Below are 12,291 nucleotides of genomic sequence, written 5' to 3' on the forward strand. Positions count from 1 at the left end.
TCAGCGAAGAAAGCCCGATCGGCCTAACCGACCTGCCCAGTGGCCGACTGCGCGGTCGCCGACGGACCGGTGGCCGACTGCTCGGTCTTGTCGTTCTTGTCGCTCTTGGCCGGAGGCTGGAAATCAACACCGGCCTCCTTGCGCTGGGCCGCGCTGATCGGCGCCGGAGCCGCGGTCAGCGGGTCGAAGCCGCCGCCGGTCTTCGGGAAGGCGATGACCTCGCGGATCGAGTCCAGCCCGGCCAGCAGCATGACCAGCCGGTCCCAGCCGAAGGCGATGCCACCGTGCGGCGGCGGGCCGAAGGCGAACGCGTCGAGCAGGAAGGCGAACTGCTCGCGCACCTGCTGCTCGTCCAGGCCCATCACCGTGAAGACGCGCTCCTGGACGGCGCGGTCGTGGATACGGATCGAGCCGCCGCCGATCTCGTTGCCGTTGAGCACGATGTCGTAGGCGTAGGCCAGCGCACTGCCCGGCTCCTCCTCGAACCGGTCGATCCACTCCGGCGTGGGCGAGGTGAACGCGTGGTGCAGTGCGGTCCACTTGCCGCCGCCCAGGGCCACGTCACCCGCGCTGACCGCGGCGGCCGCCTCCTCGAACATGGGGGCGTCCACGACCCACAGGAACGCCCAACGGGACTCGTCGATGAGCCCGCAGCGGCGGCCGATCTCCAACCGGGCCGCGCCGAGCAGGGCGCGCGCGTCGGCGACCGGGCCCGCGGCGAAGAACACGCAGTCGCCCGGCTCGGCGCCCGCCGCCTTCGCCAAGCCCTCCCGCTCGGCCTCGGACAGGTTCTTGGCGACCGGACCACCCAGCGTGCCGTCCTCGCCGACGAGCACGTACGCCAAGCCCTTGTGGCCGCGCTGCTTGGCGAACTCCTGCCACGCGTCGAGCTGCTTGCGCGGCTGGCTCGCCCCACCCGGCATGACCACGGCACCGACGTACGGCGCCTGGAAGACCCGGAACGGGGTCTCGGCGAAGTACTCGGTCAACTCGGTCAGCTCCACGCCGAAGCGGACGTCCGGCTTGTCCGAGCCGTACCGGGCCATCGCGTCGGCGTAGGTCATCCGGGGCAGCGGCAGCGGGATCTCGTACCCGGCCAGCTCGGCCCAGATGGCGCCGAGGACCCGCTCGGCGACGGCGATCACGTCGTCCTGGTCGACGAAGCTCATCTCGATGTCGAGCTGGGTGAACTCGGGCTGCCGGTCGGCCCGGAAGTCCTCGTCCCGGTAGCAGCGGGCGATCTGGTAGTACCGCTCCAGGCCGCCGACCATCAGCAACTGCTTGAACAACTGCGGCGACTGCGGCAGCGCGTACCAGGAACCGGGCCGCAGCCGGGCGGGCACCACGAAGTCGCGGGCGCCCTCGGGGGTGGACCGGGTCAGCGTCGGCGTCTCCACCTCGACGAACCGCTCCGCGTGCAGCACCTGCCGGGCGATCCGGCTGACCTCGCTGCGCAGCCGAATGGCCGATGCCGGGGCGGTGCGGCGCAGGTCGAGGTAGCGGTAACGCAGCCGGGCCTCGTCGCCCACGGTCAGGTGGTCGTCGAGTGGGAACGGCAGCGGCGCGGACTCGCTGAGCACCTGGAGCTCGGTCACCAGTACCTCGATGGCGCCGGTCGGGATCTCCGGGTTCTCGTTGCCCGCGGGCCGGGCGGCGACCTCGCCGACCACCTTGACGCAGAACTCGGCGCGCAGCCGGTGCGCCCGCTCGGCCATCTCGCCCTCGCGGAAGACGACCTGCGACACGCCCGAGGCGTCGCGCAGGTCGATGAAGATGACACCGCCGTGATCGCGCCTGCGGGCCACCCACCCGGCGAGGGTGACGGTCTGCCCGGCGTGCTCGGCGCGGAGGGTTCCGGCCTCGTGCGTGCGGATCACGGTGTGCGTTCTCCTGTCCAGGATTGGCTCGGATGGCGCGCGGGCTGCGGAAACACCGCGCTGTGCCGGTCAGGCTAGCCAACCGCCCGAGGGGGGTGTCCAGCAGGTTTCTCCCCGCCGGTCCGAGCGTGCGCAGCGCTCCCGCCGACTGGCAATGGGAACGCTTCCGGTCAACCCTTTGGAGGGTGATCATGGACCGTTCGGGGGTATAGCACCGGGGTTGTTCAGGCTATCCGGTGACGGCAGGGAGCGATCCGGTTACCCATGAATTAACACTGATGCTATCCAGCGGGGCCCCTAAGACGTAATGTGACCGTCAGGGCGTAAGGGGTAACCCAGGGAGTGAACATGGGTAGCGGTATCACCCGCGAGCCAGTTCGTGAGCTTCACCAGAACGGGAGCGTTCGCCATGCGTTGACGGCCGACCAGCCGGACTCGCTGGCGGCCGACGCGTTCCCCACCGCGTTGCGGTCGGCCATCCAGGCCTCCGGCCTGAGCCTGGACCGGATCCAGTACCGGCTGCGCGCGCGTGGCGTGTCCATCAGCGTCACCGCGCTGAGCTACTGGCAGTCCGGGCGGCGCAGGCCCGAGCGAGCGGAGTCGTTGGCCGCGCTCGGCCATCTGGAGGACGTCCTCGGGGTGCCCACCGGCTCGCTCATCGCGCTGCTCGGCCCACCACGGCCGCGCGGACGGGTCAACCGGGAGTCCTCCCGGCTGACCGTGGAAGCGTTGTGGGGCAACAGCGAACCGGTATCGCACCTGCTCAAGCGGATCGACTACACGACGGACTCCGCGCTTACCAAGATCAGTCAGCACGACAAGATGGAGATCGCCGTCGACCGCGGCGAGAAGGCCCTCACCATCCGCCAGGTATTCCGCGCCGAGCGGGACGGGGCCGATCGCACGCTCATGGTCTACGACCTCGAGGTCCCCGGGAGACCCTTCCCGGAGATCACCGCCGGTGACACCTGCCGGATCGGCCGGGTCGCCCAGGACCCCACCGCGGGCCTGGTCGCCGCCGAGATCCTGCTGGACCAGCCGCTCAACCGGGGCGAGACCACCATCGTCGACTACGCGCTGCGCCACCCGGGGCCGCCGTACTCGCGCGGTGACGACAGCTACTGCCGCAAGTTCCCCGGACCCGTGCGCGAGTTCGTGCTGGAACTGCGGTTCGACCCCAGGGCGCTCCCGGCGTACCTGGAGCAGTACACGGTGGACATGGACGACCAGGTGACCAACCGGCGCAAGCTGGACGTGACCCTGGACGGCAAGGCGCACGCGGTCGCCCTGGACTTCGGTCCCGGCATCCTGTGCGTGCGCTGGGAGTGGCCGGACTAGTTCGGCGGAGTTCCCGGGACACCGGCGCGGTCACCCCTGTTGCCCGCGCCGGTCCCACTCGGTGATGGTCAGGGTGAAGACAGCCTCGCCGACGCGCCCGTGCGCACCCGACGCCACCACGGTGACCGGGTGGGACCCGGGCGCGGCGGTCGGGCTGGTGAAGATCCACAACGTGCTGGCACCACCGCCCGCGGGCAACCGCGCCGGGCTGAACGTGGCCCGGGTCCCGGGTGGGGCGCCGTCAACGCCCAACTCCACGGGCTCGTCCGTGGAGACGGTGACCCGCGTCTGGGCGAGGAAGCCCGGCTGCGTGATCGATTCCTCCGGGACCAACCGCACCCGGATGCCCTCGTGCGCCGTCGCGTCGTCGACGGTCAGCGACAGGTACGCGCGCGCGGTCATGCCGTTGGCCGCGGTGGCGTGCACGGTGACCGGGTAGACGCCCGGACCGGCCTTCTCCGAGATCGCGATGCTGAGCCGGGTGGTGCGCCCGGCGACGACGACCCTGGGCTCGAACGTGGCCAACGCGCCGCAGGGCAGCCCGGTGACCGACATCGACAGCAGGTGCGCCTCGGTGCCCGCCTTCGTCACGACGACAGCGGTCACGCCACCCGGCCGGTCCGCGCGGAGCGAGAGCGGCTCCACGGACAGGCTGAAGTCACCCGGGCTGGTGCTCGGGCTCAAGAACGGGTCGATCGCGTAAGCCACGGGGGTCCCCTCTGTCGTGGACCCTTACGATCAGGCCCGTGACATACGGGGAACAATCCGTAGTAACCGCAGTACGGGTACGGATTGTTGTCGCTAAGCGAGCGCGGAATTAAGTCCCGCGACCGGACCGATCACCGTGACGGCGGGCGGGCGGATTCCCGCCGCGAGCACGTCAGCGGCGATTTCGTCCAATGTGGAACGCACGACTCGCTGGGTGCGGGTGGTCCCCTCCTGGATCACCGCGACCGGCGTCGCGGCGTCCCGGCCCCCCGCCACCAGGGTCTTCGCGATCGCGGCCAACTTGTCGACCCCCATCATGACCACGATCGTCCCGGTCAGGCCCGCCAGCGCGGCCCAGTTGGTCAACGTGTTCGGGTCGTCGGGTCCGATGTGCCCGGAGACCACGACGACTTCGTGCGCGACCCCGCGGTGGGTCACCGGGACATCGGCGACGGCGGGCACGGAGAACGCGGACGTAACGCCCGGAACCACCTCGACCGAAACGCCTGCCTTAGCGCAGGCGATGAGTTCCTCGAACCCACGGCCGAACACGTACGGATCGCCGCCCTTGAGGCGGACGACGAACTTGCCCGCTTTCGCGTGCTCGACGAGAGCGGCGTTGATCGCGTCCTGGCTGGCCGCCCGGCCGTACGGGATCTTCGCCGCGTCGATCACGGTGACCGAGGGCGCCAACTCGTCGAGCAGGTCCCGCGGCCCGAGCCGGTCGGCGACCACCACGTCCGCCCTGGCCAGCAGCCGCCGACCGCGGACGGTGATCAACTCCGGATCGCCGGGACCGCCGCCGACGAGCGCGACCCCGGCCGGTTCCCGCTCCTGGTCGGCGATCCGGCCCTCCCGCAGGGCGTCCACGAGCCCGTCCCGCACGGCCGCCGACCGCTGGTGCTCACCGCCCGCGAGGACACCGACGAGCAGACCGTCGTAGTCGGCCGTCGCGGGGGTCACCGCGCTGCCCGCGCTGCCCGCGTCCGCGCGCACGCAGAAGACCCGCGTCCGCTCGGCCTCCTCGGCGACAGCGGCGTTGACCTCGGTGACGGAGGTGCAGCAGAGCACGTACCAGGCGTCGCGCAGGTCCCCGGACTGATAGGCCCGCCGGTGCCAGGTGATCTCACCCGCGTCGGCCATGCCCTGCACCGAGGGGGTCACCTCCGGGGACACGACCTCCACCGCCGCGCCGCACCGGACCAGCCGGGGCAACCGCCGCTGCGCGACGGTCCCGCCACCGACGACGACCACCCGGCGACCCGCCAGGTCGAGCCCGGCCAGGTAGTGCTGCTCAACTGCCATGCCGGACAGCATGCACGCCAACCCCGCGCGAACCCGGTACCGCCGCCCGACAGTGTGATGGAACGAACGGGGCCTGCGACAGAACGAGCGGGCTGATCAGCCCGCCTTGCGCCAGAGCCCCTCGATGCCCTCGGCGCGGGCCCGGTAGTCGACGTAGAACAGCGAGGTCATCGTGTTGCCGACCGGGACGGTGAGCGCGTAGCCGACGGCGACGGACAGCATGTCCCCGGCGACGCTGTGGCCGCTGATCCGGCCGAACAGGGCGTCCACGATCGCGGTCACGATGGCCAGCACCACCCCGACCAGCAGGGTGAACCCGAGCAGCCGCCACCAGCCCACGGCGCGCACCAGATCCCGGGAGCGGACCAGCGCGTCGGCCGGGCCGATCCCCTCCACCACCGCGGCCGACGGGGCGAGCGAGAACGCGACGCTCAGGTGGATCAGCACCGCCGCGAGCGGCAGGGCGGCCAGGGCGCCGACCGGGCCGACGACCAGGATCAGGCCCAGGGCCAGGGCGGCGATCAGCGCGGTGATCAGCACGACCAGCAGGTCGACGCCGAGCAGCCGCCACAGCGCGGGCAGCGCGAGCCGCACGGCCTCCCGGGTGCCGGTGGTGTGCCCGAAGACCGCGCGCGGCACCACCACGTTCGCCACCGCCACCAGCAGGATGCCGAAGGCGCCGAAGGTGAGCGTGGTGATCAGCAGGCTGCCGCCGTAGCGCACCAACTCGTCCGCCGACAACGTCCGCTGCTGGTTGAGCGCCCCCAGATCGGGCACGGAGCCGATGAACACCGCCTGCAGCAGCTCGTTCACCAGCTCGGCGACCGCGGTCAGCCCGAGGGCCAGCCACACCAGTGGGCCCGCGTTGCGCCGCAGCGCCTGGAACGTGCCGCTCACCAGGTCGGGCAGGGTCAGTGGGCGCAGCGGCACGATGCCCAACTGGATGGCGCCGGTGGAATCGGTGGTGGGCGCCGGTCTGTCCGGGAGGGCGGGCTGTTCGGTCATGCGTGGTCCCCAGGTCGTCGACGCGGTCCGTCCGCGCCGAACGCGAAGGCTACAGGTAACCGGCGACGAACTTGAGCGCGTCGGGCAGCACCCGCTTGAAGTACGCGTCGTCGTGACCGCCCGCGGTGAACGACGACTTGACGGCGTTCGCGCGCTGGGCCAACTGCCTGGCCAGTTCGATGTACGCGTTGTCCTCCGTGCCGCACCACAGACCCAGCGGGGCGTTGGTGAGCTCCACCGTGTGCCGCATGGGTTCCGTGCGTTCCCACTGCGCCTGGTCGGTGAAGATCCGCGCCCGGGACGCGCTGTCCCACGAGGAGAACAGCGTGGGCGCGATGGCGGCGATCGCCTGGAACCCCGGCGACTTGGCCTGGTTCAACGCCGCCGACCCGCCCTCGCCGAAGCCGAGCACGGCGAACGGGGTGCTGGCCAGGTCGTGGTAGCTCAGCCAACCCGGCAGGTCGTCGTCGAGCATCCGCTGCGGGTCGTCGTCCTTGTTGCCGACCCAGTTCCCGCCGTCCACCGCGGCGACCGCGAACGGCTGGGTGCCCGCCTTGACGAGGTCGGTGAGCATCCGCGGCAACCCGTACTCCAGGAACACCTTGGCGCCAGCCAGACCGCCGTGCAGCGCGACGCACACCGGGATCGGCTCCGGCGGCGCGCCCTCCGGTCGGATGATCACCACGTCCACCTCGCGGTAGCGGCCGGTGGACAGGTTCCGCGCGGTCATCACCGGCTGCGACTCGGCGGAGGACGGCGGCGCGGCCAGCGCGTTGGCCCCGGGACCCGCCTGCTCGGGCGCCCGCTGGCACCCCGTGAGCAGGCCCGCGCCGAGAGCGGCTCCCGCCGTCAACAGCAGGCGACGGGACACCTGAACAGTTCGCGCAGTGTTCACAAGTTCTCCGCTCGTCCCGGACCCCTGTGCCGGATCTTATTGGTCTACTGACCCGGTTGGGGGCGACCGAGGCCATCCCGTTGTCGGGGAGCGCTCCCAATTCCGCATCCGGGAACACTGTTAAAAGTCAACACCGGGTGCCGGATCGCCGCTGCCACAAGACTTTCGCCACGCTCCGACACCACCCGGTTTCACGCGAACGGCCTAACCGCGTCCGACGGTCGGGCCGAGTCTCCCGGACAGGTGACGAGCCCGGTTCGTGGACCACTTGACGCATCTTGCAGACCGCACAACAGGAAAACCGACGCGTCGCGAGGGCGATGACCGGAAGCGAGGCGGCAGTGGACAACCGGTCCCGCACCGCCGAACCGACTGTCCACACCGGATTGTTCTACGAACACCGGGTGCGGCACAAGGTTCAAGTTCCGCCCACGCGGCAACCCAGTGGCTCACGGGTCCACGGTGGACGGTTGTCCGGCCGGACGCGGACGTCCTCCGGCGTGGTCGTGGTCTAGACCACGCGGGTCACTTCTTCGTGGTGCGCCTGGTGGTCGCGCGGGCGGTCTTGGCCGGTTGCTTGCGCGCGGCAGCGACCCGCTTGACGGGCTTCGGCTGCGGCTCGTCGACCACCGCGTCGACCACGGCCTCGACCACTTCGGCGGACGGGTGGATCTCGACGGGGACCTCGGTCAGGTCCTCGGCGGGCGTGGTCTGGTCGTCGCCGCCGGTGCGCTTGGCCCAGGACCCCGTGGACCGCCAGGAACGAGACGTCCAGCGGCGTTCGGGCTCGCGTTGGGTGTAGCCCGCGCGCGGCTTGGCCTGGCGCAGCGCGTCACCGACCAGGAACAGCGCGTGACGCCAGAGGTTGGCCGCCTTGACCTCGGCGACCAACTCCCCCACGGTCGTACGCAGGATGGTCTCGTCGGCCCAGGAGACCTTGTGCGCGACCACCACCGGCACCTCGTGGTCCAACCCGGCGGCGGTAAGAGCCTCCACCAGCTCGGCCGCGCGGGCGGCAGGCGCCTGGACGGCGATGGTCCGGCTGTCGGCAGCGAGCTCGCGGACCCGCGCGAAGTCGGCCTCGGTGACGACGACGGTGTCGGCGCCGGTGGTCTCGGTCAGCGCGTTGCCGGTCGCGGCGGCGGCCGCCGAGACCGGCGAGATCCCCGGGACCACCTCGACGTCAAGACCGAGACGGGTGCACAGCTCACGCTGTTCGCGCAGGTCGGCGGCCAGCGCCGGATCGCCCGCGACCAGCCGGACGGCGCGGTGGCGCCTGCTGGCCAACCGCCGGTACAGCTCGGCGAGCTCGTCGGCGCCCAGCCGGGCGTGGTCGACCAGCTCGGCGTCCGGGCGGGCCTGCCCGCGCAACCACAACGGGTCGACCGCGGCCGGTGTGTAGAGCACCAGGTTCGCCTCGGCGATGCGGCTCGCACCGCGCAGGGTGATGAGGTCGGCCGCTCCCGGGCCTGCCCCCACGAAGGTCACGGTGCCACGCAGCATTGCCCGACCGTATCGCCCCCGCCCCCTGAGCGTGGCCGACGGGTGCCCGGTGTCAGACTCGGTGCCGTGCACCCCGACGCAGCCGCCCCCGCCGACCAGGTCTTCGCCTGGCTGGACGAGCACGCCGAAGACCGCAAACGGGCCGGGCTGACCAGGCAGTTGCGGCCGCGCGGGCCCGGGTCGGACCTGCTGGACCTGGCGGGCAACGACTACCTGGGGCTGGCGCGGGACAAGCGGGTCGCGGGCGCGGCGGCGGCGGCCACGCTGCGCTGGGGCGCGGGGTCCACCGGGTCGCGGCTGGTCACCGGGAGCACGGAGCTGCACAGCGAACTGGAGTTCGAGCTGGCCCGGTTCTGCGGCACCCAGTCGGCCCTGGTGTTCTCGTCCGGCTTCGCGGCGAACCTCGGCGCGGTGACGGCGTTGTCGGGGAAGAACTGTTCGATCGTCACCGACTCGCACATCCACGCCTCCCTGATCGATGGCTGCCGGTTGTCGCGCGCGGAGGTCGCCGTCGTCGGCCACAACGACCCCGCCGCCGCCGGTCGCGCGCTGAAGACCCGCCGCACCGAGCGCGCCGTGTACGTCACCGACTCGGTGTTCAGTGTGGACGGTGACCTCGCCCCGCTGAACGCGCTGTCCGAGGTGTGCCGGGAGAACGGCGCGGCGCTGGTCGTCGACGACGCGCACGGCCTCGGTGTGCTGGGCGAAGGCGGTCGCGGAGCGGTCGCGGCGGCGGGCCTGGCGGGCGAGCCGGACGTCGTGACGACGGTGACGCTGTCGAAAGCCCTTGGCGCGCAAGGGGGTGCGGTCCTGGGGCCGCGCCGGGTCATCCGCCACCTGGTGGAGAACGCGCGCAGCTTCATCTTCGACACCGGTCTCGCGCCGAGCAGCGCGGCGGCGGCCCTGGCGGCGTTGACGGTGCTGAAGGAGGAACCAGACCGCCCGGAACGCGTGCTGACGGTCGCGCAAACCCTTGCGGAGCGGCTCAAGGCCGCCGGTCTGTCGGTCAGCACGCCGACGGCGGCGGTCGTGGCGGTACGCGCCCCCTCCCCGGAGGCGGCACTCGCGTGGGCCAACGACTGCCGGGAGGCGGGCGTGTGGGTGGGCTGCTTCCGCCCGCCGTCCGTGCCGGACTCGATCTCCCGGCTCCGGCTCACCGCCCGCGCCGACCTGACCGAGGCCGACATCGACCGCGCCATCGACGTCATCACCGGCTGCGCGCCCCGCTGAAACCCGCTCGACACGCGGGATCGACGACCCGACCATGGGGGCCGTGGACTACCTCGCGATCAACAGGGCCAACTGGGACGAGCGCGCCCCGGCGCACGCAGCCTCGGCCGACTACGGGTTCGACCGGTTCCGCGCCGACCCGGCGCACCTGAGCGACGCGGTCCGCTTCGACCGCGCCCGGCTCGGCGACCTGACCGGGGTGCGCGGGGTGCACCTGCAGTGCCACATCGGCACCGACACGCTGTCGCTGGCCCGGCTCGGCGCCAGGATGAGCGGCCTTGACTTCTCCCCCGAGTCGCTGCGGCAGGCCCGGTCGCTGGCCGGTGACCTGGTCGACTTCCACGAGTCCGACGTCTACGCCGCCCTGGACGTGCTCGAACCGGGCGGCTACGACCTCGTCTACACGGGTCTGGGCGCGCTGTGCTGGCTACCGTCGATCACCCGGTGGGCGGGCGTGGTGGCCGGGCTGTTGCGCCCCGGTGGTCGGCTGTTCCTGCGTGAGGCCCACCCGATGCTGTGGGCGTTCGACGAACAGGCCGACCCGCTCGCGTTGCGGTACTCGTACTTCGAGCACGCCGAACCGCTCGTGCTCGACGAGTTCGGCACCTACGTGGCCACCGACGTCGAGTTCACCCACGGCCGCACGCACACCTGGAACCACGGCCTCGGCGAGATCATCACCGCCCTGCTCGACGTCGGGCTGCGGCTGACCGGGCTGGTGGAACACGACAGCGTCCCGTGGAACGCGCTACACGGCCAGATGACCGAGTCACCGAACGGTGAGTGGCGGCTGACCGAGCACCCCGAGGCACTGGCCGCCAGCTACACCCTCCAGGCCGTGCTGGACTGACCGGGCCTGCGCATGCGGACGTGCTCGATGCCGTCCTCCAGGAACGGGGCGCCCTGCGGTTCGTAGCCGAACCTGGCGTAGAGGGACTGGGCGGGCAGTTGGGCGTCGAGCACGCTCGGGTCGGGGCCGAGGTGGTCGATGGCGGCGGCCATCAGGCGGCTGCCCAGGCCCGCGCCCCGGGCCTGGGCGGCGGTGCAGACGCGGCCGACGCGGCGCTCGGTACCGGGGGCGCCGAGGACACGCAGGCAGGCCAACGGTTCCGCGCCCGGCTGCCACCACACGTGGATGGTGTCGGGCAGCAGGTCACGACCGTCCAGGTCCGGGTACGGGCAGTCCTGTTCCACCACGAACACGTCCACCCGGAGCTTGAGCAGGGCGTAGAGGTCGGCGGCGGAGAGGTCCGGCCCGAGCGCGGAGTGCAGGGTCACGGGCCCGTGGATATCACAGGTGCTTGGCGATCAGGTCGGCGTAGGCGGCGACCCGGGTGTAGACGCCGGGCTTGCCCGCCTCCGCGCACCCCTGGCCCCACGAGGCGATGCCCGCGAGCCTGCCGTCGACGATGAGCGGACCGCCCGAGTCGCCCTGGCAGGTGTCGATGCCGCCCTGCGGGAGACCGGCGCAGACCATGGCGGTGCTCTTGAAGTTGACGTAGTCGAAGGCGCACTCGGTGTCGGAGATGATCTGTACCTGCGCGCCGAGCAGGTAGCGGGACGCGCCGCCGGTCTCGGCCATCCGGCCCCAGCCGAGGATCGTCGCGGTCGTGCTCGGGGCGAGGCGGACGCGGTTGGTGGCGAGCGGCAGCGGTCGGTAGGGGACCCGGTCGGCCAGGGTCATGACCGCCACATCGTTACCCTCGGTGACGTCGGTGAAATCGGGGTGCACCCACACGTCGGTCACGTGGGTGACCACGCCCTCGGTGCTCCGCTTGTCCTCGCGGCCCGCCACGACCCGGATGTCGGCTGGGGCGAACGCGAGGGCGCAGTGCGCGGCCGTGATGACCTTGTCGTGCGCCACGAGGGTGCCACCGCAGAACTGGAAGCCGTCGGGTGTGGCCAGGTAGACGGCGTAAGGGTGGGCGGTGATGGAGACCCGGTCGCCGCCGACGATCTGCGCTCGCGCGGTGGACTGGGTGGCGGCGACGGCGTGGAAGAACTGGCTGAGCAGCGCGACGACGATCGCGACGGCGGCCAGGACGCCGAGCACCAGGCGGGCGGTACGCCCCATGGCGTGGTCTCCTGTTCGAGTCGAGCGGGGACTGGGCAGGCTCGCCACGGTAGGGCAATTCGGCACCAATCCGTTACTCTGCGCTGTCGCTCGAACGGGTGGACCTTGCGGTCGGGCATGCTGGACGGGTGCGTCGTCTCGTGCTCGCCCTGTGCGTCCTGCTGACCGTCGCGGGATGCGTGACCCCGGATCAGCAACGCGCCTCCGGCACGCCGGAGGCGGCGACAACGACACCCACGCCTCGTCGGACGACAACTACATCCACTCCCCCGGCTACAACATCCGCCCCTCCGGCGCGAACGACTGAGGCTCGGCCGACGTGGGTGGTTGGCGCGACGCCGTTGCCGCTGGGGCCG

12 protein-coding genes are annotated in these 12,291 nt (G+C 71.7%); 4 read left to right on the forward strand and 8 right to left on the reverse strand.

Annotation, left to right across the window (positions count from 1 at the left end; all coding sequences use genetic code 11):
• Positions 1-23: 23 nt before the first annotated feature.
• Positions 24-1,877, reverse strand: a complete 1,854-nt coding sequence (gene aspS, locus H504_RS37215; protein WP_051386303.1) for an aspartate--tRNA ligase — start codon at positions 1,875-1,877, stop codon at positions 24-26.
• Positions 1,878-2,225: 348 nt separating this feature from the next.
• On the opposite strand from aspS, the gene H504_RS0126825 reads away from it, so the two are divergent.
• Positions 2,226-3,215, forward strand: coding sequence for a helix-turn-helix domain-containing protein (locus H504_RS0126825; protein WP_245614468.1), 990 nt, complete (start codon positions 2,226-2,228; stop codon positions 3,213-3,215).
• A 30-nt stretch (positions 3,216-3,245) separates the two neighbouring features.
• Here H504_RS0126825 and H504_RS0126830 read toward each other — a convergent pair whose 3' ends face one another.
• The 5 genes from H504_RS0126830 to H504_RS37220 all read right to left on the reverse strand — a co-directional run bounded on the left by H504_RS0126830 (position 3,246) and on the right by H504_RS37220 (position 8,631).
• Positions 3,246-3,923, reverse strand: coding sequence for a COG1470 family protein (locus tag H504_RS0126830; RefSeq protein ID WP_026425294.1), 678 nt, complete (start codon positions 3,921-3,923; stop codon positions 3,246-3,248).
• Positions 3,924-4,016: 93 nt separating this feature from the next.
• A complete protein-coding gene (gene cobA, locus H504_RS0126835) occupies positions 4,017-5,228 on the reverse strand; it encodes a uroporphyrinogen-III C-methyltransferase (protein ID WP_035306454.1) in 1,212 nt (403 codons plus the stop codon).
• 96 nt (positions 5,229-5,324) lie between these two features.
• On the reverse strand, positions 5,325-6,233 hold the full coding sequence (locus H504_RS0126840) for a hypothetical protein (protein ID WP_026425296.1): 909 nt from the start codon (positions 6,231-6,233) through the stop codon (positions 5,325-5,327).
• Positions 6,234-6,282: 49 nt separating this feature from the next.
• Positions 6,283-7,104, reverse strand: a complete 822-nt coding sequence (locus tag H504_RS0126845) for an alpha/beta hydrolase (RefSeq protein WP_026425297.1) — start codon at positions 7,102-7,104, stop codon at positions 6,283-6,285.
• Positions 7,105-7,653: 549 nt separating this feature from the next.
• Positions 7,654-8,631, reverse strand: coding sequence for a cobalt-precorrin-4/precorrin-4 C(11)-methyltransferase (locus tag H504_RS37220; RefSeq protein ID WP_051386304.1), 978 nt, complete (start codon positions 8,629-8,631; stop codon positions 7,654-7,656).
• 66 nt (positions 8,632-8,697) lie between these two features.
• Between H504_RS37220 and H504_RS0126860 the strand changes: the two genes are divergently transcribed.
• Together H504_RS0126860 and H504_RS0126865 are read left to right on the forward strand one after the other, a co-directional pair.
• Complete coding sequence (locus H504_RS0126860) at positions 8,698-9,861, forward strand: 8-amino-7-oxononanoate synthase (protein WP_026425299.1); 1,164 nt, start codon at positions 8,698-8,700, stop codon at positions 9,859-9,861.
• Between the two features lie 34 nt (positions 9,862-9,895).
• Positions 9,896-10,711, forward strand: coding sequence for a class I SAM-dependent methyltransferase (locus H504_RS0126865; RefSeq protein WP_026425300.1), 816 nt, complete (start codon positions 9,896-9,898; stop codon positions 10,709-10,711).
• Here H504_RS0126865 and H504_RS0126870 read toward each other — a convergent pair.
• Together H504_RS0126870 and H504_RS0126875 are read right to left on the reverse strand one after the other, a co-directional pair.
• Positions 10,684-11,139, reverse strand: a complete 456-nt coding sequence (locus H504_RS0126870) for a GNAT family N-acetyltransferase (RefSeq protein WP_084468253.1) — start codon at positions 11,137-11,139, stop codon at positions 10,684-10,686. The two genes, H504_RS0126865 and H504_RS0126870, sit on opposite strands and share 28 nt — an antisense overlap.
• A gap of 13 nt (positions 11,140-11,152) precedes the next feature.
• The gene (locus H504_RS0126875) at positions 11,153-11,935 is read right to left on the reverse strand and encodes a S1 family peptidase (protein ID WP_026425302.1); all 783 of its coding nucleotides are present in this window, start codon (positions 11,933-11,935) and stop codon (positions 11,153-11,155) included.
• A 175-nt stretch (positions 11,936-12,110) separates the two neighbouring features.
• On the opposite strand from H504_RS0126875, the gene H504_RS43895 reads away from it, so the two are divergent.
• The gene (locus H504_RS43895; RefSeq protein ID WP_342668803.1) at positions 12,111-12,242 is read left to right on the forward strand and encodes a hypothetical protein; all 132 of its coding nucleotides are present in this window, start codon (positions 12,111-12,113) and stop codon (positions 12,240-12,242) included.
• The last annotated feature ends 49 nt before the right edge of the window (positions 12,243-12,291 follow it).

The organism is Actinokineospora inagensis DSM 44258 (assembly GCF_000482865.1).
GTDB classification, from domain to species: Bacteria; Actinomycetota; Actinomycetes; order Mycobacteriales; family Pseudonocardiaceae; genus Actinokineospora; species Actinokineospora inagensis.